We start from the raw sequence: 22,416 nt of genomic DNA, 5'->3' as shown, positions 1-22,416 counted from the left end.
CTTATTCTGCGTGGCCAATAATTAAGCGCACGCCAATGTTGGGGCCATGGCTAAATGGGCGGTGATGCAGCCGCGACCGGCAACGGGCAAAATAGCGATTATGAAACCACGAGCCACCACGCACTGCCACCACCAAATCACGATGTTGTAAACGACGATTGCGGGTTATTTGCGGATCAAGCTCAGGGTCGCGATTAACGCTATTTGTCCATTCGCAAACGTTGCCCGCCAAATCCATCGGGCCATCGCTCCACGTGCCATAGGGAAACATGCCAACCGGCGTTGGTTGCTCAAGATCGCTTTCGCTGGTGTTGGCATGATCATTGCGCCATTCATCGCCCCATGGATATTCGCGGTTGCTCTGTTGGCTGGCTGCTAGTTGCCATTCAGCCTCGCTTGGCAAGCGCACCACCAAGTTGTGGCCAAGCGCATCGAGTTGGGGCCGCAGTTGTTGGGTTAGCCAAGCACAAAAGGCATTGGCTTCATACCAATTGATGCCGACGATTGGCTGGTTTGGGTGATTAAAACGTTCGTTATGCCATAAATCGGGCAAGCGTCGTGGCGCGGCCCATGGCGGCAACCCATGCAACCACGAAGGGTCGCCGCGTCGCCAGTGACGGGCATCATCGTGTTGCCACCATTGATCATCCAAGTAGCCACGGGCCGCGATAAATTGGCTATATTCAAGGTTGGTCAGCAAATAGCGGCTCATCCAAAAGCGCTCAACGCTATAGGTTTGGGGCCGTGCATGGGGATCTTCAATCTCAACGCTGCCAGGATTAATGCAGACAACCCGCTCTGTGAGCGCAATCAAGGCTCCATCTTCGCCGATAAAGCGCGTGTCGCCAATTGCGCCCAACACCATGGCCGCGCGCATACGAGTTGGAAAGGCAATGCGTGGTGGTGCCCAACGCCGCACACCACGACTGCTGCCGCTTAGGCCGCCGATATTTTTGAGATGATTAATCGCTTGTTGCCAGAGATTGCGCCGCCCTGCGCTTGCGACTTTGGCCTTGCCAATCGCCAAGAGCAAATGCGAGCCTTGCACCTGTTCATCGGGCATGCCACCAAGCAAATCTTGAATGACCCCAAAAATGAAGCTTTGCTTTTGAATGTAGGGCGCAAAATTGGCCATGTAATGCAAGCAAACCCGCCAATGCTCGCTGCCAGAGCGTTCAATACATTCATCGTGGCGCTCTTGATTGAGTAAATACATCCCAGCCAAAAATTGCTGAAACAAGCGATGAGCAAAATCATAATGCGGATTATCTTGTTGATTGTTGCTGGCTTCTTGCAACAAGCCATTGCTATTGATCAGCCGCAAGGTTGCATTGCCTACTGCCTGCGAGAGCATATGAATTTGATTAGGATGCGGGTAGCGATCGCTGTAATAGCGCTGCACGACGGTGTTAATTTGCTGCAAACTGAGCAACGCTTTGCCCTGAATTTCCTCTTGGCTGTGGGCATAATAGCCCAACAAGGCCACCAAATCGTACAGATCTTCGAGCGAAACTGCGATTGCTTCGGGCGCGCGGCGTTTGAGCAATTCGTCGATACAAATGTGCAATAATTTGCCTTCGCTCTCAGGCAAATCGGTATGCACCATATTGACATGCACGGTCAGCGCCAGCAGCAGCGGTGTGCGCGTTAGTTCATGCAACATTCCCGATTTCATCAGCTCGGCGTGCAGTTTGGCGTGTTTTTTGCGAATGCTCACAATATCGGCATGCGAGGCATGCAAGCGGCCCAATTCGCTATAGTAATTGGTGATATAGACGTGCTGCGCCGTCAGATCAAACGGCATCAATTGAATTGTTGGCCAATCGTAGAGCTGGCGCGAGGGAAACGGCGGCGGCAGCGGATGCTCATAATCAAAAACCCGACAGGTAACGATAATCCGACTTTTGTGAAACATACGCTGAGCATGTTCGATGCAGCGCTTGACTGCGGCCAGATGTTCGGGCTGCACTTCATCGAGGCCATCGAGCAGCAGCAAGCCATTGCCGTTGATCAACAATTCCTCAATCGCATCTTGCAGGCGTTGTTGGCGCTCGATCTCGACGCGCTGAAAGCCAACATCGCTGTTGATCGAACGCTGGCCGAAGCGTCCAGCCAATTGCAGCTCGGTCACAACTTCCCAAAATGCGTCGGCAGTTTGTTGCTCTGGGTTGGCTGGCGGTTGCACATGTTTGAGTCGCACGCGCACTGGCACAAGTTTGGTATGCATCCAACCTTGGCTATGCAAAAACTCAGCTTTGCCAGGGTCGAGCAGGGCCGCCGCTTGGGCAGAGGCCAAATACGAAACCACGGTAGTTTTGCCGCCGCCTGGCACGCCCAAAATCACAGCTTTTTGGTGTTGAATTTGGTTCAGCGCCTTGAGAATTGAATCTTGTAGTTGCGGACGCGGCTGTGGGCTGCCCAAGAGCAACGATTGCAACAAGGCATCGCCAGCAATTGGCCCATAAAAATCAGCTTGCAGCATGGTAAAAACTCGCTGCAACGACATACGCTCTTGATCGCTATCCTGCACATCGGTGCCAAGCACCAAGCGATCGGCGTTGCCCTGAATATGGGCCAGATAGTGCAGAATTAATTGATCGGTGCGTTCGCCAGTGCTTAGTGGCGCATTAAATACCTGATTGATCCAAACATGCCCAAGGTTGGTCATAACGCTGGAACCATACACTTGGCCTTGGCTAGCAGCAGGGGCTGGCGGTTCGGCAACGATGGCAGCTTGTTGGGCGATTTGGCTCAGTTGCTGTTGATGTTGGCCAATCATTTGATCGAGGGCTTCGATCAGATCTTGGTCGTTCTCTTGGGCGCGGCGGGCTTGGAGGTTGATAATTTTCTGACGGATTCGCTCAACATCGTGCATAGGCCGCCTCATGGATTACAAAAAAATACCACACACTGTAGTATGGCATAAAATCACTAAGGCAGGGGATGCGTATCCCCTGCCATTTGTCCATAAAGGGTTAGCCTATTGGGGTTAATCCCTATAGTACTTTACGTCATAGCCGAGCCAGCGCAGCTCATTGGGCTTTTGTCGCCAATTTTCACGCACCTTGATCCACAGGTCGAGATAGATTTGGCGGCCAATTGAGCGCTCGATTTCAAAGCGTGAAGTTGCGCCGATTTTGCGCAGCATCGAGCCACCGGCCCCAATGATGATGCCTTTTTGCGAGTCTTTTTCGACCGAGATATTGGCTCGAATGTAAATCACCTTGCCGCGATCTTCCCATTCTTCAACTTCGACCGCGACCGAGTGCGGAATTTCTTCCTCGGTGTTGAGCATAACCTTTTCGCGAATCATCTCGGCGACCAAGGTGCGCTCGGAAACATCGGAAAGTTGATCTTCTGGGTACAGGCGATGGCCGACTGGCAAACGCTTGACGATTTCTTCGAGCAAGGTTTCCATGCCAAGCTTATCGCGAGCTGAAACGGCAACTTCCATTTCCCATGGCGCGAGGTCGCGATATTCTTGCAAATGCTTATCGGCCTCGTCGGTGGCATCGACTTTGTTGAGCACCAAAATATGCGGCTTGCGCGAGAGCAAAACCATTTGGGCAATTTCGCGATCCATGCGGTTGGGTGGCACCGTAATATCGACCATAAAGCAGATCACATCGGCGTTTGGCACGGCCTTTTTGGCCACATCGACCATAAAATTGCCAAGTTTATGCCGTGGTTTGTGAATCCCTGGCGTATCGACGAAAATAATCTGGGCATCGGGGCCGTTGAGAATGCCACGCACTGGTACACGGGTGGTTTGCGGTTTCGGCGAAACAATCGAGACTTTTTGGCCAAGATAGGCATTCAACAAGGTCGATTTGCCGACGTTCGGCTTGCCGACCAAGGCCACGAAACCACTATGAACTTCCTGATCGGTTGGCAGCAAGGGCTTGGGTAAATTTGGGTTGAGTTTGACTGGCAGTTGATGCACGACTGGCCCGTCTTCGTCCTCGTCCTCAACCTCGGCATCGGCCTCAACTTTGGCCTTTGGCGCGAGCTTGACTTCTGGTTGCTCGTCGTCAGCTTCATCGTCGTCGTCGAACTCAGCGTCGCCATCTTCATCGAAAGCAACCAACCAAGGGTTGAGCGCTTCAAGCCGATCGTTGATACCAAACTCGATCATAGCTTGGATTTCGATGCCCAAGGCGCGGCCTTTGCGGTCGAGATCAACAATCGCCTCGTAGGGCAGTTCTTCGCTGGTGGCGACTTCGTGCTGGCCGAAACTCAGGGTTAATTGGCGATTTTCTTCGTCGTAGTGCAGCTCTTCGAAGCCTTGGGCATATTGCAAAAAGCTTTTTTTCGGTGCTGAAGCCAATTGCAACTGCACGCCAACGATCTGCCCAGCGGCATCTAATAAAAAGACCCCTGGAATTTCCAGCTGGCTCGCGTCATCGCCTTCGTTAATATCGGTAAAGTAGGCATATAAAGCCCGTGCATCAGCATCAAAAGTAAGTTCTAACATAGCTCCATCAAATTCTAGTGTTAATCACTTTAAGGGTTAATTGGAACCGCAGTTCCGGAAAGACTACCGCCGCTGCTGGTTGGCGTTGGCGCAAGGTTTGGTTGGGGCGCAACGCTTGGTTGGGCGGTGCTATTGGTCGGGACACTGGCTGGCGCGGTTGGCTCCATCACATTTGGCTGTTGGGGAGCCGTTTGATTGGCGCTGCCAGCACAATCGCCAACTTTGCTCACATTCACTGTCACATTGGTATAGTCGAGTGAATACAATAAATCACTGACATTTTTTTGCGCTTCGATTGCAGCGCGATCAAGCACGCCATTTTCGCAAGCACTCTGAATAATTGATTGTTCAGCGAAACTACGGGCATTACTTTCTAAATTAACATCGCCTCGACTCAGCCAACCCTGCTCACGATCATAGACCCGTGTGGCTTGGTTATCCAAGCGCGAGTAGATGATGCGGGTTGGTGGCAAGGTAATGTTAATCGATTTGCCGTCGATCACAATTTGATCATCGCGCAATTCGCTCATATCGATGCCAAGCCCGACCTCGCCGCGGGCTTGCAGCAAAATCCGATCGCCATACAGCAACTCTTGGAAGAAGTTGCCTTCGTTGCGGGCCTCAATCACTTGATCGGCCTGATATGAAAAGGTGATCCACTCGTTACGAGCACGTAATTGTTGCACAATTGCTGGGCCTTGGGCATTGTTGACGGTTTGTGGCTTGCTGAACCACATGCCAATTGGGTCAAAAAGGCCAGTTATCGAAAGCACAACCATAATTCCAAGTGCTCCGATGAGCAGAAAAAACAAACTACTTATACAGCCAGAATTCCGTTGACGGTACATTTGGAGCCTCCTTTGGCGAAGCTCAATCATAGGTACTTGGTAGTATAGCCGAAAAATGCTGGCGTGGTGCATTTTCTGCTATAGCCTAGGGCGTAGGGCGATGATATTTGTGTTAGGAGTTTGTATGAGTGACCAATTATTTAAAGATGCTGATGAATTTGAGCGTACCTATGTTGGCGATCAAGCATCCGACGCTACGGTTGTGCCGCCGGTTGCACCAAACCCAGCCTTTGAAAATGGGGTGATGCCAACGCCGCCGCTGTATGTCGATCGCGATGGCTTGCAGGTTGCGCCGCTTCCTCTCGATGAGCCAAATCCAAATGAGCGGCGTGAGGATGACTAGGATTGTTCCTTCACCCCCAGCCTTTCAAGGCAAGGGTAGATTTTAAAGAATTGGTGGTTTGTAGCGTCCCTCACCCCCCAGCCCCCTCCTTTCAAGGGTCGGTTTTGAGCGATTGGTCGGCGGTGGAGCGTTCCCTCACCCCCCAACCCCCTCTCCCACTGAACGCGCGCGAGGAGGAGCACCCGTTTTTGCAAGGATTTTTGCACGAACCACGGCGTTAAAGCCCCTCGCCCGTTGGACGGGAGAGGGGTTGGGGGTGAGGGAATATAACTATTGATCGAGTGCGATGGCCCATTGCATATTGGCCCCGCTTAATGCCAAATCGGCGATCGCGCTGCCATTGCTGGGAATCCATTGCAATTGCGTTTCGGCCATAATTGATGGGACGATGACTGCGCCGCTGCCATCAGGCGACCACAAGACGCTGCCAATGGTCTGGCTATCTTGGCGCAATGGCGTGATGCTGCCATCCAAGCCAATTTGGCTGAGGGTCAAGGGAACCGCCACTTCCATCGGATCGTTGCCGCTGGCCGTGCCAACAAAGGCCAAATGGCTGCCATCGGGCTGCATGAAAACACTTGAAACTGGCTGGAATGGCGCAACATTATCGCCATCGATCAACGCCTTCGATTCGCCTGTGCTGGGGTTGATATGCCACCAACCAGTTGGAAACATGCCAAAAACCTCGTTCGTGACGTTAATTGCACTGCCATCTGGCTCCCAGCTTACATGACAACATGGATAATTGCCATTGATCGTAATCGTTAAGGGCGCAGATGTAGCCAAATCAAACAAGACTAAATTGCCACCCTCGGGCACAAATCCTGCCGCAGCCAAAATTTTGCTGCCATCGGGCGACCAACTATTTGGCCCATATAACACCGAATAATCGTAAATATCGGCGAGGGCTGCATCTGTGTTGCTGGTGTGCGGTTGAAGCATCGTTTGCTTACGATCAATCAGGCTGAGCACTTGCAAACCGCCCCAACTAAAGGCAATCGAACTGCCATCGGGCGACCAGCGCGGCGTATTGAGCTGATCACGATGAAAGACATTGGTATCTGCTTGGGGATCGATGGTTGGCCCATCGACCAAGATCTCGCGATTTTGGCCCAGCGCATCAACCAAAATTAAATCGTTGTTGGCGATGTAGGCAATTTGGCCGAGGTTGCTGATCTGATAATCGAAGACCCCATTTTGCTCGCTGGTAATTGGCGTAAGGGTTTTGCCATCAGTTTCGAGGCGCACAATCTGCACGCCATTTGGTTGCGATGAAAGCGCATACAACGGCTGAGGCAATAATTGGCTGCTCACGGTTGGGCTTGGTTGCAGGGTGGCAGCAACAGTTGGAACACTGGTTGCGGCAGGAATTGCGCTTGGCTCGGCGGCAATCACATTGGCGCTTGGCTGTGGTTGGTTGCTGGCGCTACTACAGCCAACCAAACCCAACAATAACCAAGCTAACCCTCGACGATAACGCATCACATCACTCCTATATCTTCTAGAATCCAGAGAATCCGATGCTATCAAAGGTGCTTAAGGCTTGTCAATCAGCCATTTGGTGGGTTTTAGTGTGTAGGAGAGTATTCCTTCACCCCCAGCCCCCTTGCCCACGAAAACGCGGGCGAGGGGGAGTACCCGTTTTTACCAAGGAATTGGGAGCGAACCACCAGATTAAAGCCCCTCGCCCGCGTCACGGGAGCGGGGTTGGGGTGAGGGAAGCTTACAACCCCGATTATTTGAATTTACGCAGCCGCACCAGCCAACCAACCGGATAGCCAACCATTTTGGCGACATCGCCAACCACGCGAATAACTGGCGGTAAACTGAGGGTTTTGAGCCGACGAGCGAATGGCCAGCCTTTGGTTGCCCGCCACAAGCGGCGATAGGGTTTGCGGGTGTAGCCAGCAAGGCCGAGGCCCAATAAAGCGCCAAGCCATGGGCGTTGGGGCAGGTTGCGCAGCAAAACTAACAAACCAAAATAGGTTGCATAACGAATCGCATGGCGCAATGGCCAGAGGTTGGCAACGCCATCGCCGCGGGCATAAAAGAAATATTGGCGAAAGAGGGCGCGAAAACTTGAGCGCGGCTGGAAATGTACAACTGCATCAAGCACCGCTGTGCTGCGGAAACCCGCCGCAGTTGCCGCTTGATCAAACACTAAATCTTCGCAGTGGTCGAGCCATTCGGGATAGCCGCCGACGGTTTCCCACACAACTTTGCGAAACGCCACCGATTGGCCAGCCGCCAAAAAACGACTGGGATCAACTTCTGCGGCTAGTGGATAGTTGGTTGCGCCAATTGCGGTTTCGAGGTCGCTGCGCGGCGCTGCTTGATAAAAGCCCGCCACTAAATCTGCTTGATCTGCTTCTAGTGGCGCGACAATCCGTTCAAGCCATTCGCGATCGAGCGCTAACCCCGCATCGGTGGAGGCAATCAAGCGGCCTTGGGCATGCATAATCGCATTATTGCGGCCAGAAGAGATATTAAAACCACCTTGAACCAATCGAATTGCTGCGCCGCGATCGATATAGCTTTGCACAATTGCCGCAGTAGCATCGGTCGAGCCACAATCGTTGACAACAATCTCATCGGGCTGGCGGCTTTGGGCCAACATCGAATCGAGCAAATCGGCAATGGTATCGGCTTCGTTTTTGACGGTGCAAATGAGCGATAGTTGGGTCATGCTGGCTCAATCATCTAATTCATCAGGGCTAAATTTAATCAGTGCGCGAGTCCATTCGGTTTCGCGTTTGAACTCAAAGCTGCCACCAAGGTCGGTGTTGACCAAGGTTTCGATAATGCCAAGCCCCAGCCCAGTGCTGACGCGGCGTTTAACCGGCTCTGGCCTGGTTGGGCCATCGTCACGCACTTGCACCCAAGCGTGTTCTGCTTCCAGCCAGCCATCGATGCCAATAATGCCGCCTTCGGCGCTCAGGCCATGATCAAGCGCATTATGCACTAATTCATTGATTACGATGGCAAGCACCGTTGCCGCCCGCGCATTGACCAACACCGAATCGCCAGTGATCAAAAATTCGACTGGGGTTTCGGTTGGCAAGCTCATCTGAATATTTTCGGCAATTTGCTTGGCAATATCTTGAACGGTGGTTTGGCCTTCGCCGTCGTGGCTGAGCAAATTGTGCACAGCAGCAATCGCATGGATGCGGCGCACACTATCATCAAGTGCCTGCCGACCCTCGGTTTCGGTGTTCAAACGGCGGGCCTGCATTCGCAGCAAGGCCGAGATCGTTTGCAAATTGTTGCGCACGCGATGATGAATCTCTTGCAGCAAGGTCGATTTGATCGTCAGATTGCGCTGAGTTTCTTCATACAAACGGGCATTTTCGATTGCAATTGCACCTTCATCGGCAAACGTGGTGAGCAACTGCACTTGTTCGTATTCGATGTGGCGCGGCGCATAACTATAAAAACACAAGGCCCCGATAATTCGATTGCCAGTGCGCATCGGCAGCGCAAACAACGAGTGAAAGCCCTCGCGATAGGCAATTGCCTGCACGCCTGACCAACGCTCGTCGGTGTAGGCATTGGGTACAGCAATCGCCCGATGCTCACGAATCACCTGCACAATCATATCTTCTACGCCGGAAGTGCGGCCTGGGCCATACGAAGCCAACATCTTAACTTTGTTATTTGGTCGCACTTGGAAAATATCGGTGCGATCAACATCGGCAATTTTGACAGCTTGCTCAACAATCAAATGCAGCAAATTATCAACATCTAAGGTTGAAGCCAAGGCCGCCGTTACGCGCTGCAAGGTGGTTAATTCACGAATTTTTTGGTGCAAACGGGCATCGGTTTGTTGATACATTTGCGCATTGGCAATTGAGAGTGCAATTTCGCCCGCCACCACTTCGAGATACGAGGTTTGCTCTTGCGAAAACTCATGCGGATCGCGATTCTGCACCGTAATCACGCCTTGCAGGGTTTCGATATGGTGGCGCTCGCTGGCAAATAAAATCACTGGAACGGCTAGCAGCGAGCGGAAATGCCATTCTTCGAGCAGCGGCTCAAGCTGGTAGCGTGGCTCGTTGCGCACATCGAAAATCGCCACCGGCTTGCCCAATTCGCCAGCCCAACCAGTTACGCCAACCCCAATTTCAACCTCAACCGTGCCAATTGCCTTGGGATTCAGCCCACGGGTCGCGACCAAACGCAGCATGCGCCGATGCTGATCGAAAAGATAAATCGAACAAACATCGACCCGCATCACATCGCTAACCGTATCGACCACCGTTTGTAGCGAGGCATCAATATCGAGGGTTGAGTTGGCGGCGCTAATAATGCGATGCAAGCCATCGAGCTGTTGCACGCGGCGCATCAAGTGGTTTTGCCAATGGCGGGTGCGCTGTTCCTCGCGGGCAGCGGCATAGCCAAGCAGCAAATCAGTTACCACGGCACTGGGATCAAGCCGAGCTTGGGTAGCGGCATCGATGCCAAGTTTGGTCAACATTTGAGGATCAGCGTTTTGGCTTTGCCACGTTGCGCCAAACGCTCGCAGCTCCTGGGCTTGAGCCACAGCATTATCATTTTGCAAAATCGCGAGAATTGCCGCGTTTGGAGCGTCTGTATCGATCATAACCAGCGTGCCTCATTGCAGTCGTCGTGCCGAATGAGTGTAGAGCAATTGTCGGCTTTTTGCAAGAAAACACCGGATTACAACAGAATCAAAAGCCCCTCGCCCGCGTTCAGTGGGAGAGGGGTTGGGGTGAGGGAACCTAGCAATCATTCATTATTTTGCAAGGCTGCCAGCATTTTGCGGCACATCGCGGTAACGAGGGCAATTTCGCTGGGGTTTGGGGTTGCGCGAGCTAGCAAATCGCGCACTGTGCGCACGGAACTCGCTTGTTGACCAGCAGTTCGCGAGAATTTTAGCTGGCTCAACAATTGATCAAGCAAATTGAGCAAGCGATCGTGGGCTGCTTGGTCGGCTAATTCAACCTTGGGCAAGGCTTCGGCTGAAGTTGCCAAGCCGCGCAGCGTGTACAACGCCACCAGCACGGCATCGGCCAAGTTCAACGATGGATAGCTAGGATCGACCGGAATGCTGATTAATTGGCTGCATTGCTCAAGCGCTGCGTTATCCAGCCCGCGATCTTCACGGCCAAACACCAATGCCAGCGGTGCGTTCGCCGCCAATGCGGCTAAAGTTGGGGCGAATTCGGGCAAACTGACGGCCCGCCGTTCGCCACGAGCGCGACCACTAAACCCCACCACATAGGGAATATTGGCTAAGGCCTCGCCAAGGCTGGTATAGATTTCAATCTGCTCAACCAATGGGCTACTGCGATGCGCCATGTCATCAAGCCGTTCGACCGAGTAGGCGACTGGCTGAACCAAGCGCAAGCGTTGAAACCCAGTGTTGAGCAAGGCCCGCACTGTCGAGCCAATATTGACCTCGCGCTGAGGCTCGTGCAAAACCGTTATCACGTTGGAAAAAATCGTTGAACTCACGGCAAATCCTCTGAAACAAAGCCGCTTGCTATGATAGCACCGATATAGAAGGATGAAGTATGAAGGATGAGGGATGAAAATCAGAAGGCAGAAGGCAAAAATCAAAAGTCAAAAAGAGAATGGATGAAGGATGAAGGATGAAGAACATAGAACATAGAGCAGAGAGCATAAAGTGCGAGGGGATGTGGCTATTGACCATAGGCTATGAGAATAATAATCTGTGGCGAAAAACTTAATTTATAGAGCGCACTTTTAACGCAGAGGCGCAGAGGAAGGCTCTTGGCTCGTGGCTAAGGGAACAAGAATCAAACAAATCTGTGGAATCTGTGGCTAAAAAGCTTCGTGGAATTCGTGGCTAAACAATCGTGCTTCGCGATTTTCGCGGTTTCAACCCTTCGTGTCCTTCGTGTCCTTCGTGGATCAACATCGATAACCTCAGACAACTTTCAGTTGCTTATCATTGAGACAATTCACTCGCCTGTGCAATGATGGCGAGCAAAGCCTTTTTAGAGAGTGTGGAGCTTTTGATGCGTAGCCTTCAGCGAACGATCATTTTTAGCCTCGGTTTATTGCTCATCCTCGCCGCCTGTGGCCGAACTAACACCCAGCCAGCAGTGCAACCAGCAAGTCAAAGTGGCCAAGGATCGGTCGTGAATACGGCTACCGCCATTGTCCCTAGCCCGACCTTGGCGAAAAAATTTGTGTTTGATACTCAAGTAGCGAGAAGCATTGCAACCGAGCTTGCGCTATCACCAACATCCCAGCCGCCAATCCTGACATTTCCGCCATCGCCAACCTTGTACCCAGATGTTCTGTCTAATTCCTGTGAGCCGTTTCGCGGTTTCATTCCTAGAAACTGTTGGTTGAGTGAACGGAGAAATTTAGGTGTTCATTCTGGATCAAAAACCGTCTATCCCCAGCAAGGCAGAATTCTTGTTTTCAACGATGGAAGAGCAATATATGATACACCGCAACGCATAGGATCAATCAAAATCCATACAGTTAATTATCCAATCGTTGATCTGTATACCAATACAACCCACTTATTATTCAATCTTGAAACGCGTCAATGGCTCGATGTAGATGGCACGCCGCTGCCAACCGCAACGCCCTAACCAAGGATGGAAATCAAAAGTCAGAAGGCAAAAATCAAAAAGAACAGAGAGCCTAGGTCTCAAAGCCTACAGCCCTTCGCGATCTTCGCGCCCTTCGCGGTTCCCATTCTTCTTGCGCTTCGTGGATCACGATTAATTCAGTGTGTGGAGCTTTTGATGCGTAGCCTTCAGCGAACGATCAATCTGAGTGTTGGATTGTTGCTCGTCCTCGCCGCCTGTGGCCAAACCATTAATCAGCCAGCTGCGTCGCCAGCGCAGCGTGGCCAAGGAGCCTTAACAATTCCATCGATCACGATTCATCCAACCGAAACGGTGGATGCGATTAATGCAACCCTGCATGCCCAAGCCACGGCTTTTGCCCAAAGCCCAACTCTTGAACCAGCGGCTGCGGCAACCTATTGGGCCGACCGTGATCGCGAATCAGAATATTATGAAGCGACCGTCGCGGCGGGTGGGCCTACTCGCACGCTCAGCCCTGATTTTGCAGCAATTGCTACCTCAAAAGCCAATGGTACTTGTCTCACCCCATTTTTGTCACCAGTGCTAAGAGGTATTGGGCGGCATTATGGATGTTTTGATATTCCTGATCGAACGATAACCGTCCATGATTGTTGGTTCATGGTCGATACGCTCTCCCAATATGAATTGGTACTCTATACAAAAGATGCTGACCCTAGCGTATCGTATATACTGGTGGAAACGCAGACGATCCAAACACAGGATGTTGCGGCACGCTATAGTTCTCCCCGCACAATAGAACCCTTATATATTCATCATACGGATGGTGCGCAGATTTATTTTGCAACCATTACCGATGCCAGCAGCGTAGTTCTGCGGTTTAACCTCGAAACGCGCCAGTGGCTTGATCCACTGGGAACCGTGCTTCTGAGCTTAACGCCAACATTTACTCCAACCGCAACGCCCTAATTAGGGATGAAAATCAAAAGTCAGAAGTCAAAAATCAAAAAGAACAGAGAGCCTAGATCCCAAAGCTTACAGCGCTTCGCGATCTTTGCGCCCTTCGCGGTTTCAACCCTTCGTGTCCTTCGTGGATCGGATTTTTAACGCAGAGGCGCAGAGGGATGAGGCTATGGGAAACATAATTAGGGAAATCTGTGGGAATCTGTGACTAAAAAAATTAACCTTCGCGTTCTTCGCGGTTTTCATGCTTCGTGGATATTTCAGCCTTCATCCCTCATCCTTCATAATTTTATCGTTTGTTGTCATCCCTCTGTCTTAGGTTGTGAAGTTTTTCCTTAAGTTTCAGGGCTGGCTGGTATTCTATAGACAGGTTCGCGATGGCGTGCAGGGGGTTCAATGAAAACCCGACATCGCGAAGCATTGGAGGAATCAGTATTATGAACGCACCAGCCTATGTACGCAATCAAGAACTCAAACGTTGGGTCGATGAAATGGTTGCCTTGTGCAAGCCCGACGATGTGTATTGGTGTGATGGTTCTGACGAAGAATATGCTTTGATGTGCGGGCGCTTGGTTGAGTCTGGAACTTTTATTCCATTGAATCCCGAAAAACGCCCCAATAGCTTTTTGGCTCGTTCAAATCCTTCCGACGTGGCCCGGGTCGAAGATCGCACCTATATTTGTAGTTTGAGCAAAGGCGATGCCGGCCCAACCAATAACTGGATGCAGCCGAAGGAAATGAAGGAAAAATTGACCGGTTTGTTTGATGGCTCAATGCGTGGCCGCACCATGTATGTTGTGCCATTCAGCATGGGGCCACTTGGCTCGCCAATCGCTCACATTGGGGTCGAATTGACCGACTCGCCCTATGTTGTGGTCAATATGAAAATTATGACCCGCATGAGCAGCGATGTCTATGCTGTGCTGGGCGATAATGGTCACTTTATTCCTTGTTTGCACTCGGTTGGTGCGCCACTGCAACCAGGCCAAGCTGATGTTTCGTGGCCGTGCAACGAAAAAGAAAAATATATCGTGCACTTCCCCGAAGAACGCTCGATTTGGTCGTATGGTAGCGGCTATGGTGGCAATGCTTTGCTCGGCAAGAAATGCTTCGCCCTGCGGATTGCCTCGAATATGGCTCGCGACGAAGGCTGGTTGGCCGAACATATGCTGGTACTTGGGGTTGAATCGCCGGTTGGTGAAAAAACCTATGTGGCTGCTGCCTTCCCAAGCGCTTGTGGCAAAACCAACTTTGCAATGTTGATTCCACCAACAGCGATGGATGGCTGGAAAGTCACCACGGTTGGCGATGACATTGCTTGGATCAAGCCTGGCAAAGATGGCAAACTGTATGCAATCAATCCAGAAAGTGGCTATTTTGGTGTCGCACCTGGCACATCCGAGGAAACGAATCCAAATGCGATGGCGGCCTTGAGCAAAAATACGATCTTTACCAACGTAGCGCTCACGCCTGATGGCGATATTTGGTGGGAAGGCATGACCAAAACTCCACCAGCCAAGGCTATCGACTGGACGGGCCAAGAATGGACACCAGATTGTGGCCGCAAAGCAGCTCACGCCAATGCGCGCTTTACTGCTCCAGCCAGCCAGTGCCCAAGTATCGACCCAGCTTGGGAAGATCCCCAAGGTGTGCCGATTGAAGCCTTTATCTTTGGTGGCCGTCGTAGCACCTTGATGCCATTGGTTTACCAAGCCTTCAACTGGACGTATGGGGTGTATCAAGCAGCAACGATGGGTTCGGAAACCACGGCAGCAGCGATGTCGGCAGTTGGCGAAGTGCGGCGCGACCCAATGGCAATGCTTCCATTTGTGGGCTACCATATGGCCGATTACTTCAACCACTGGTTGCAGTTTGGCCGCACGATTCCCAATCCACCACGGATCTTCAGTGTCAACTGGTTCCGCAAGGATAAAAATGGCAAGTTCCTGTGGCCAGGCTTTGGCGAAAATATGCGGGTGCTCAAGTGGGTGGTCGAGCGTGCTCACGGCCATGCAGTGGCCATCGAAAGCCCAATTGGCTGGATGCCACGCTACCAAGATTTGGATTGGAGCGGCCTCAACTTTAGCGAAGACCAATTCCATGAGCTGATGTCGGTTGATCGCGATGATTGGAATAAGGAAATTCTTTCGCACGAAGAATTGTTCATCAAACTTTACGACCGCATGCCCAAAGAATTTCTCTCGATTCGCGAGCTGATTCTTTCGAGCTTGTGGCGGTCGCCAGAACACTGGGAAGCGTTCGAGTAGCGTTGGCTTGATCAGCCATAATCCTTAATCGTCAAAGGCGGTTGCAAGCAAACTTGTAGCCGCCTTTGTTTTTTGCTGAGGGGCTAGGTTTTAGGGATCAGGGGCCAGCAACCGAGAAGGACACGAAGGATAGGAACCGCGAAGCGCGCGAAGAGCACGAAGATGGGGCTATAGGCTATGGGCTTTTGGCTATCGAAGATCATTTGGCATGCCCTCACCTCCAGCCCCTCTCCCACTGAACGCGGGCGAGGGGAGCAATGGTCTTGTGGTTCCCCCCTCACCTGCAGGCAGGTGAGGGGTGAGGGGGAAAACCGTTGTTAAGGCAATAAATCATTACACCTAGCCACTACTCCTCGCTCTTCCTCCTTCATCCTTCTCAACGCTCTGCGCCTCTGCGTTAAACCTGGCCCCTGAATCCTGATCCCTAACTCCTCGCTCTTCATCCTTCATCCCTCATAATTCATCCTTGCTCTTCATCCCTCATAATTCATCCTTCGGTCTACTCCTCGTCTGTCCAGCCTTGGTTTTGCAGGGTGTTGCGCAGGGCTTTGCTGAGAGTTTCGATTTGTTTGAGCACCAGCCGCACTTTGAAGGGTGCGTTTTCATCGCTTTCGAGCCATTTGCTGAAATCGCCCTCGTGGACTGCGCGCGAAATGCGGTCGGTTTCATCGACCATCTGGTCGAGCGAGCGAATGCGGAACACGCGCGATTTATTTTTCTTGGCTTCTGCTTCCTCAACCACAGCGAAAAATTGATCATGCTCTTGTTGAATGCGATCGTCCTCATCATCCCAAATATCTGAATCGTTGTCGTCGAGGCCAACGCTTTCGGTTGAGCCACGGCTCAAGCGCCCGCCGCTTTGCTCAACTTCGCCAATCCGTTCGGTGCGTAGCTCCAAACCGCCTTCCAAGGCATCGAGCGCAGCTTCTACCGAAAGCTCTGGGTTGGCGGTCAAATAGGCGGCCAAGCCACTAATTTGGGCTGCCGACATGCCTTCATCGGCGGCATAACGGGCTAGCTCAACTTGGCGGCGTTCGTTGGGCAAGCGCCGAATATGCTGGGCTTGGGTTACATTCAAATCGCCATTGCGCAGCAACGCTTGCACTTCTTCGGGCAAATCGAGCAGGCTCAAATAGCGGCGCACTGAGCGGCCAACCAAGCCAACCCGCTTGCCAACTTCTTCATCGAGGTCGCCGTTTACGCCAACTTCGCTCAGTTGATCGCGTAGGCGTTTGAAGGCCACAGCTTTTTCTAAATCATTCAGATCCAAGCGCGCGACGTTTTCAGCCAATTGCTGGGTCAGGCGGTCGGATTCTTGCAGATCGAGCTTGATGCAGGGCACGCGTTCGTAGCCCAACGAGGTAATTGCCGCCAAGCGTCGCCCGCCATAGACCACCCGATAGCGATCGCCGCCAATGCCAATTACGCCCAAGGGTTGCAACAGACCTTGTTCGCTAATTGTCGCTGCGAGCGCGGCAATATCGCCCTGATCTTGGCGAATTCCAGTTGGATCGGCTTCTAATTGATTTAGGTTTAAGTAGAGTAATTGCATAGGTTGGAGCCTCATTTGATTTGGCTAAACACCGTGATTATAGCACACCTATTCTGGTTAATCGCTGCTGAAATTTGGTTGAGAGAATCCTTAGCCTTATGGCTTTGGGTCGTTGATCTTTAACCTCATCCTTGGAAATTGGTATTCATGAGTTTTCACCACCCTTCCGTCCCGCCTCAAGGCGGGAAACGCAGGGGGATTAAAGCCCCCTGCACCCCCTCAAGGGCAATTAGTGGTGGGCAGGGATACAATAATGAACCTAGCATAGTTTGGCTCGCAACGAAAAATGATTACTCAAAAAAACTCAAAAACCCCTCGTCCACGCTGATGGCGAGGGGTTGGGGTGAGAAATCGTAGCTTACGAGGCTCCAATCAAATCTTCGACGATTTTGGCGCTGGATAATACGCCGGGCAAGCCTGCACCGGGGTGCGTGCCAGCACCGACAAAATAGAGATTAGGAATTTCTTCCGAGCGATTGTGCGGGCGAAACCATGCCGATTGGGTCAAAATTGGCTCGACTGAGAAGGCACTGCCTTGATAGCTGTTCAGGGTTTCGGCAAAATGCAAGGGCGTAATCATATGCTCGCTTACGATGTGCTTGGATAAATTGGGCAAATAGCGTTCTTCTAAAAAGTTCATAATCCGATCGCGATAGGGCTTGGCTGCCTGTCGCCAATCGGTGCCCGAGCCAAGGTGTGGCACTGGTGAGAGCACATAAAACGCTTCGCAACCTTCTGGAGCTAACGATGGATCGGTCAAGGTTGGCATGTGCAAATACAGCGAGAAATCATCGGCCAGCTGTTTTTTGCTGAAAATATCATCAAGCAATGGCTGGTAGCGTGGCCCCAAAATAATGTCGTGATGGGCGAGTTTCGGCCCATCTTGGCCGCGATATTGACGATCGGTGCCAAAATAAATCACCACGAGCGACATTGAATAGCGCATGCGGGCCAATTTGCGGTCGGTGTATTTTTTGCGCAGGCTGCTCGGCAAGAGGTTTTGGTAGGCCCACGCAACTTCGCTATTGCAGACCACCGCATCGGCTTTGATTTCGCTGCCATCGCGTAGGCGCACGCCGGTGGCCTTGCCGTTGTAGGTCGTAATTTCGGCCACATCGCGATTAAGTTCGAGCTTACCGCCCAAATCTTCGAATAATTTGACCAAGGCCTGCACTAAGGCCCCAGTGCCGCCTTTGGCAAACCACACGCCCCATTTGCGTTCGAGGAAGTTGATCAAGGTGTAGATGCTGGTGGTTTGGAAGGGATTGCCGCCGACCAACAGCGGGTGAAAGCTCAGCACTTGGCGCAAACGCTCATCTTGCACAAATTTAGAAACGAAGCCATAAACCGTGCGATACGATTCAAGTTTGACCATATCGGGCACAATTTTGAGCATATCGGTTAATTTCAAAAATGGCTGATCGGCTAATTCGGTGAAGCCTTTGTTGAAAATTTGCTCAGCGCGGCGCACAAATTCCAAATAGCCATCAACATCGTCTGGATTCCATTCGCGAATTTGGCGCACCATGCTTGGCAAATCGTCGGAATAATCGAAATGGCTTTGATCGTGGAAAAAGATGCGGTAAAACGGGCTGACTGGCATCATCGTGACATAATCTTCGGTTTTGCGGCCAGCCAAAGTAAATAAATCGTCAATCATAAATGGCGCGGTGATGACGGTTGGCCCACCGTCGAATTTAAAGCCATCTTGTTCATAGACATAAGCGCGCCCGCCTGGCTTATCGCGTTTTTCAACAATTGTTACCTCGTGGCCTTTGGCCTGTAACCGAATAGCTGCGCCCAAACCGCCAAACCCACTACCAATCACAACAATTCGCATGGAAATATTCCTCAAACAACCAAAAAAACGGTATCATGCACGCTAATAAGCGCATTCTATGCCATGCTACGCGGATACTCGTGCGCTGGATGGTTGTGGAGGCCATGAAAGGGGAATTTTTGTGCTTGATCTTGAACAAATTGATGATGTAGGAACGTTACTCAGCGCTGGACGCGAGGCTGCTCAGCGCGGCGATAAAACTGCTGCCCGCAATGCGTTGCGCAAAGCCAATCGAATTGCACCAAATGATGTTCATGTGTTGCTTGCCTTGGCCGAGGTGGTTGGCACCTTCAACGAGCGGCGTTTATTGCTTGAACAAGCCCTGAAGCTAGAACCAGAAAATATTGCGGCCCAAGGTGCTTTGGCGGCGCTCAAAAGTGGCGCGGCCAATCCGCATCCAGCGGTGAATGTGCCGCCAATCGACCCAACGCCCTTGATGGCTCCCACCAGCGAGACGCTGTATTGCTATCGCCACCCGACGGTCGAAACCGGCTTACGCTGTATTCAATGTGCACGGCCAATTTGCTCGAAATGTAGCGAACGCACGCCAGTTGGCTTTATTTGCCCTGAATGTCGTAAAGAGCGCCGTTCGCCAATTTACCAAGTTGAGCCGCTTGATGCGGTGAAGGCTGGGGCGATTAGCCTCGTGATTGGTGGAATTGGAGCCTATATTTGTAGCTTTTTCCCGCTGTTTCTCTTCTTTTTTATGGGTGCTGTGATTGGCGAAACAATTATGCGGGTGATAGATTGGGCCACGCGGAAACGGGGCTTAGTGATGCAGATTGCTGGGGCTGGGGCCTTTGCACTAGGGGCGATTCTGGCAGCTTTTTTTGCAGTTGGTTTCAATATTGGGTTAATTATTTTCTTAGTGATTGGGGTTAGCACCCTGGTGGCGCGGTTGCGTTAGGGAAACCATTTTTGATTGAGCTTGGCGATCCAGCCCTCGGCGTGGAGTTGGCCAAGCTCATGGTTAATTTGATTGTGCAATTCGTAGGCGGTGATTGGCATCGCCAGCACAAATGGCTCGTAGCTGAGGCTGGCAAGCGTGCGCGTTTGTTGGCGATTATTGGTTTCTAGGGCAGTCAAATTGCTGACAATCGCACCATCAGCAAAGCCACGCACCACTTGATCGGCGGCGGCAATTTCGGTATAGGGGCTGTTGACGATGCGTTGGGGGCTGAACAATTGGCGGGCAAGGCTCTCGCCTGGCGAGCCAAGTTGCACCGCAATCAAGCCGCTTAATTGGCTTTGTTGGGTGATGGGATTGGTATTACTGACCAATAATTGTTGGCCGCCATCGAGGTAGGCTTGGCTATAACGGGCGCGCCAAGCCTCGGCGGGATTTTGAATAATGCCCGCTGCAATTAGATCAACTTGATTGGGATTGGCCGGATCGATTGCCGGAAACAAGCCATCATAGCCAATTTGTCGCCATTCAACCTCTAAATCGAGCCGCCGCGCCAATTCTTCGACCAGATCGACATCGTAGCCGATTGGCGTTTGGCCATCCAATTGGGCAAATGGCAGAAAGCCAAAATCGGTGCCAACGACCAAAACGCCACGGGCCTTGGCACGTTGCCACACCGGATCATCAGCGCCGCCTTGGCTGCGGGTTGCCAGCCAGGCATAGCCCAATAGAATGCAAATTGCCAGAATATCGAACAAACGGCGCATGCGAAACCTACTCGCTAGTGGCGGCACTTAACGGCACATCTTGATCAACTAAGCCTACGATTTCCATTAATTTGAGCGCGTTGGTGCTTGGCGCTAAGCCAGCCCGCAATTGATAATCGAAGGTCATGGTTGGGCCGTTTTCGCCGCGCTCAAAGTGCTCGGTGAGATACCATGGCTGGCTGATGGCAGCAATATCGGGAGCGGTTGCCAGCGATAAATCGTGGGTTGAAACCGCGCCAATTGCGCCCAAACCAATCAAGCGGGCAATGATATGGCGCGCAGCAACGGTTCGCTCGCGGGTGTTGGTGCCATGCAAAATTTCATCCAACAAAAATAAGGCCTTTTGGCCAGCTGCCCGCGCTTGCTCAACTTCATTCAAGACCATTTTGAGCCGCAGCAATTCGGCCATATAGTATGAAACGCCTTGCTCAAGCGAGTCGTTGATGCGCATGCTGGTGGCCAAGCGCAACACTGGCAGTTGCAAATTGCTGGCACAGACCACGCTGCCAGTTTGAGCTAGCACGATATTCAGGCCAATGGCGCGCATCAATGTGCTTTTGCCTGCCATATTCGAGCCAGTGATCAAAAATAGCGTGCCTGCTGGCCCGATGCTCAAATCGTTGGCCACAGCTTTATCTGGGCGCAACAAGGGATGGGCCATGCCAGTTGCGACAACCTGATCGTTGGCATGGATTTGGGCTTGGCTCCAGTTTGGATGGTCGGCCTGCAAGGTGGCGAGTGCCGCCAAGGATTCAACTTCGCCCAAGGTCGTGAGCCAGTTGCGAGCTTGGCCACGCACGTCGCGTTGCCAGCGCTCCAACAACCAGCCAATGTGAATATTCCACAGGCTAAAGCCTTGCAGCACAATATAAAAATAGCTAAATCGCTGATCGGCGAGGCTCAGCAAGCGACTTAAACGGGCCATTTGCTGATCGGCACGCACGCCGTTGGCGGTTAATTGGCTTTGCGCTTGGCCCAACAATTCTGCTTGAAATTGTGGCTCGTTGATGGCCCGAAACAGCGCGCCGAAGCCAGCAAAGCCTTTGCGCCGCGCACTCACCGCCATAATCACCTGATTGGCCCATAAACCTAAGCCGTTGCTCACAATGATATTGAAAATAAATAAAATCAACCAATAAGGCACATTCGTCCAGCCCGCCAAATAGGCGACCAAGCCAGCAATTGGCCCGATTGGCAACAAACGCGCGAGCCAAACCACCCACATACGTCTGAGCACGCGCGGTGGCTGTTCTGTCCAAAGCAAAAATTGCTCAAAATCTTGGCGTTCGGCGCTGACATGATGCGCCGCCACGTGTAATTCTTCGCGAAATTGGACGTTTTGGGCTAGCTCAGCAATCGCCTGTTGGCGGGCCTTAATCGTATTTGGTTGCGCAGGAGCCAAAAGCCAAGTTAGCAGCGTATCGAGGCCCAAGGCGGTGGGCAAATGGCCAAGCAAGTGCAATAACGAAGCCCGCCCAACCAAATCTAAATCGTTCGCATACGAATCGGCGGGAATTTCTAGGCTTGGCAGGCGCAAGGGCAAATTGGCCCAATCGCGCTCTAGGCGTAGCACCCCAAATTGATTTAATTGATACAACGCTTCAGTGCGTTGGCGTTGTTCTTCAACGCTATTGTGCTGAATCAAAATCCAAACAAAGCCAACCAACAATGCTGCTGCTACGCCAAACCACCACGGGGCGTTGGCAAAGCCAAAAATCACGGCAAAGAGGGCAGCACCAAATAGGAGCAAGCGCAGATTGGCAAAGCGATCGGAGCGTTGGCGGAGTTGGGTTAATGCTGCTTGATAGCTAGCGCTGCGTTGGCGATAGAGTTCGATTGGGGTGGCCTGAATTGAGCTTGACATGTATCTTCCTGCGGCATTCAATCGCGGATAACGTCAGTCATCA

General features: G+C 51.9%; 16 protein-coding genes. 5 read left to right on the top strand and 11 right to left on the bottom strand.

Features of this window, described 5'->3' with window-relative positions; genetic code table 11:
- Nucleotide 1 precedes the first annotated feature (1 nt).
- From JOD20_RS22490 to JOD20_RS22480, 3 genes are all read right to left on the bottom strand, one after another.
- A complete protein-coding gene (locus JOD20_RS22490; protein WP_204757428.1) occupies nucleotides 2-2,875 on the bottom strand; it encodes an SUMF1/EgtB/PvdO family nonheme iron enzyme in 2,874 nt (957 codons plus the stop codon).
- 114 nt (nucleotides 2,876-2,989) lie between these two features.
- Nucleotides 2,990-4,474: a GTPase Era gene (gene era / locus JOD20_RS22485; RefSeq protein WP_204757427.1), complete on the bottom strand. Its 1,485-nt coding sequence runs from the start codon at nucleotides 4,472-4,474 to the stop codon at nucleotides 2,990-2,992.
- Between the two features lie 29 nt (nucleotides 4,475-4,503).
- Nucleotides 4,504-5,322, bottom strand: coding sequence for a DUF4230 domain-containing protein (locus tag JOD20_RS22480; RefSeq protein ID WP_204757426.1), 819 nt, complete (start codon nucleotides 5,320-5,322; stop codon nucleotides 4,504-4,506).
- Between the two features lie 124 nt (nucleotides 5,323-5,446).
- Between JOD20_RS22480 and JOD20_RS22475 the strand changes: the two genes are divergently transcribed.
- Entirely contained in the window at nucleotides 5,447-5,665 is a 219-nt protein-coding gene (locus JOD20_RS22475) for a hypothetical protein (RefSeq protein WP_204757425.1), read from the top strand.
- A gap of 270 nt (nucleotides 5,666-5,935) precedes the next feature.
- On the opposite strand, the gene JOD20_RS22470 is transcribed toward JOD20_RS22475, so the two are convergent.
- From JOD20_RS22470 to JOD20_RS22455, 4 genes are all read right to left on the bottom strand, one after another.
- Nucleotides 5,936-7,147, bottom strand: coding sequence for a TolB family protein (locus JOD20_RS22470; RefSeq protein ID WP_204757424.1), 1,212 nt, complete (start codon nucleotides 7,145-7,147; stop codon nucleotides 5,936-5,938).
- A gap of 253 nt (nucleotides 7,148-7,400) precedes the next feature.
- A complete protein-coding gene (locus JOD20_RS22465; RefSeq protein WP_204757423.1) occupies nucleotides 7,401-8,351 on the bottom strand; it encodes a glycosyltransferase in 951 nt (316 codons plus the stop codon).
- Between the two features lie 6 nt (nucleotides 8,352-8,357).
- Nucleotides 8,358-10,265, bottom strand: coding sequence for a GAF domain-containing protein (locus JOD20_RS22460; protein WP_204757422.1), 1,908 nt, complete (start codon nucleotides 10,263-10,265; stop codon nucleotides 8,358-8,360).
- A gap of 146 nt (nucleotides 10,266-10,411) precedes the next feature.
- Nucleotides 10,412-11,140, bottom strand: a complete 729-nt coding sequence (locus JOD20_RS22455; protein ID WP_204757421.1) for a TrmH family RNA methyltransferase — start codon at nucleotides 11,138-11,140, stop codon at nucleotides 10,412-10,414.
- 527 nt (nucleotides 11,141-11,667) lie between these two features.
- Between JOD20_RS22455 and JOD20_RS22450 the strand changes: the two genes are divergently transcribed.
- The 3 genes from JOD20_RS22450 (at nucleotide 11,668) to JOD20_RS22440 (ending at nucleotide 15,443) form a co-directional block, all read left to right on the top strand.
- Nucleotides 11,668-12,255: a hypothetical protein gene (locus JOD20_RS22450; protein ID WP_204757420.1), complete on the top strand. Its 588-nt coding sequence runs from the start codon at nucleotides 11,668-11,670 to the stop codon at nucleotides 12,253-12,255.
- 156 nt (nucleotides 12,256-12,411) lie between these two features.
- Complete coding sequence (locus tag JOD20_RS22445) at nucleotides 12,412-13,182, top strand: hypothetical protein (RefSeq protein WP_204757419.1); 771 nt, start codon at nucleotides 12,412-12,414, stop codon at nucleotides 13,180-13,182.
- Nucleotides 13,183-13,613: 431 nt separating this feature from the next.
- A complete protein-coding gene (locus tag JOD20_RS22440) occupies nucleotides 13,614-15,443 on the top strand; it encodes a phosphoenolpyruvate carboxykinase (GTP) (protein WP_204757418.1) in 1,830 nt (609 codons plus the stop codon).
- A gap of 499 nt (nucleotides 15,444-15,942) precedes the next feature.
- Here JOD20_RS22440 and JOD20_RS22435 read toward each other — a convergent pair whose 3' ends face one another.
- Nucleotides 15,943-16,995 (bottom strand): ParB/RepB/Spo0J family partition protein, encoded by a 1,053-nt coding sequence (locus JOD20_RS22435; protein ID WP_204757417.1) that lies wholly within the window; start codon nucleotides 16,993-16,995, stop codon nucleotides 15,943-15,945.
- A gap of 358 nt (nucleotides 16,996-17,353) precedes the next feature.
- Nucleotides 17,354-18,835: a phytoene desaturase gene (locus JOD20_RS22430; RefSeq protein WP_204757416.1), complete on the bottom strand. Its 1,482-nt coding sequence runs from the start codon at nucleotides 18,833-18,835 to the stop codon at nucleotides 17,354-17,356.
- A gap of 121 nt (nucleotides 18,836-18,956) precedes the next feature.
- On the opposite strand from JOD20_RS22430, the gene JOD20_RS22425 reads away from it, so the two are divergent.
- A complete protein-coding gene (locus tag JOD20_RS22425; RefSeq protein ID WP_204757415.1) occupies nucleotides 18,957-19,742 on the top strand; it encodes a tetratricopeptide repeat protein in 786 nt (261 codons plus the stop codon).
- On the opposite strand, the gene JOD20_RS22420 is transcribed toward JOD20_RS22425, so the two are convergent.
- Entirely contained in the window at nucleotides 19,739-20,509 is a 771-nt protein-coding gene (locus JOD20_RS22420) for an ABC transporter substrate-binding protein (protein ID WP_204757414.1), read from the bottom strand. The genes JOD20_RS22425 and JOD20_RS22420 overlap by 4 nt on opposite strands.
- A 7-nt stretch (nucleotides 20,510-20,516) precedes the next feature.
- Nucleotides 20,517-22,373 carry a MutS-related protein gene (locus JOD20_RS22415; protein WP_204757413.1) on the bottom strand — a complete coding sequence of 619 codons (1,857 nt, stop codon included), beginning with the start codon at nucleotides 22,371-22,373 and terminating at the stop codon, nucleotides 20,517-20,519.
- Nucleotides 22,374-22,416: the final 43 nt, after the last annotated feature.

Origin of the sequence: Herpetosiphon giganteus (assembly GCF_016907925.1) — a bacterium.
GTDB classification, from domain to species: domain Bacteria; phylum Chloroflexota; class Chloroflexia; order Chloroflexales; family Herpetosiphonaceae; genus Herpetosiphon; species Herpetosiphon giganteus.
Note: the sequence above shows the minus strand (reverse complement) of the source record. Positions and strands in the feature narration are given on the sequence as shown.

Excerpts from the sequence above, each read along its gene's own strand:
- JOD20_RS22490 (WP_204757428.1), bottom strand. The coding sequence starts at position 2,875 with ATGCACGATGTTGAGCGAATCCGTCAGAAAATTATCAACCTCCAAGCC.
- era (WP_204757427.1), bottom strand. The coding sequence starts at position 4,474 with ATGTTAGAACTTACTTTTGATGCTGATGCACGGGCTTTATATGCCTAC.
- JOD20_RS22480 (WP_204757426.1), bottom strand. The coding sequence starts at position 5,322 with ATGTACCGTCAACGGAATTCTGGCTGTATAAGTAGTTTGTTTTTTCTG.
- JOD20_RS22475 (WP_204757425.1), top strand. The coding sequence starts at position 5,447 with ATGAGTGACCAATTATTTAAAGATGCTGATGAATTTGAGCGTACCTAT.
- JOD20_RS22470 (WP_204757424.1), bottom strand. The coding sequence starts at position 7,147 with ATGCGTTATCGTCGAGGGTTAGCTTGGTTATTGTTGGGTTTGGTTGGC.
- JOD20_RS22465 (WP_204757423.1), bottom strand. The coding sequence starts at position 8,351 with ATGACCCAACTATCGCTCATTTGCACCGTCAAAAACGAAGCCGATACC.
- JOD20_RS22460 (WP_204757422.1), bottom strand. The coding sequence starts at position 10,265 with ATGATCGATACAGACGCTCCAAACGCGGCAATTCTCGCGATTTTGCAA.
- JOD20_RS22450 (WP_204757420.1), top strand. The coding sequence starts at position 11,668 with ATGCGTAGCCTTCAGCGAACGATCATTTTTAGCCTCGGTTTATTGCTC.
- JOD20_RS22445 (WP_204757419.1), top strand. The coding sequence starts at position 12,412 with ATGCGTAGCCTTCAGCGAACGATCAATCTGAGTGTTGGATTGTTGCTC.
- JOD20_RS22440 (WP_204757418.1), top strand. The coding sequence starts at position 13,614 with ATGAACGCACCAGCCTATGTACGCAATCAAGAACTCAAACGTTGGGTC.
- JOD20_RS22435 (WP_204757417.1), bottom strand. The coding sequence starts at position 16,995 with ATGCAATTACTCTACTTAAACCTAAATCAATTAGAAGCCGATCCAACT.
- JOD20_RS22430 (WP_204757416.1), bottom strand. The coding sequence starts at position 18,835 with ATGCGAATTGTTGTGATTGGTAGTGGGTTTGGCGGTTTGGGCGCAGCT.
- JOD20_RS22420 (WP_204757414.1), bottom strand. The coding sequence starts at position 20,509 with ATGCGCCGTTTGTTCGATATTCTGGCAATTTGCATTCTATTGGGCTAT.
- JOD20_RS22415 (WP_204757413.1), bottom strand. The coding sequence starts at position 22,373 with ATGTCAAGCTCAATTCAGGCCACCCCAATCGAACTCTATCGCCAACGC.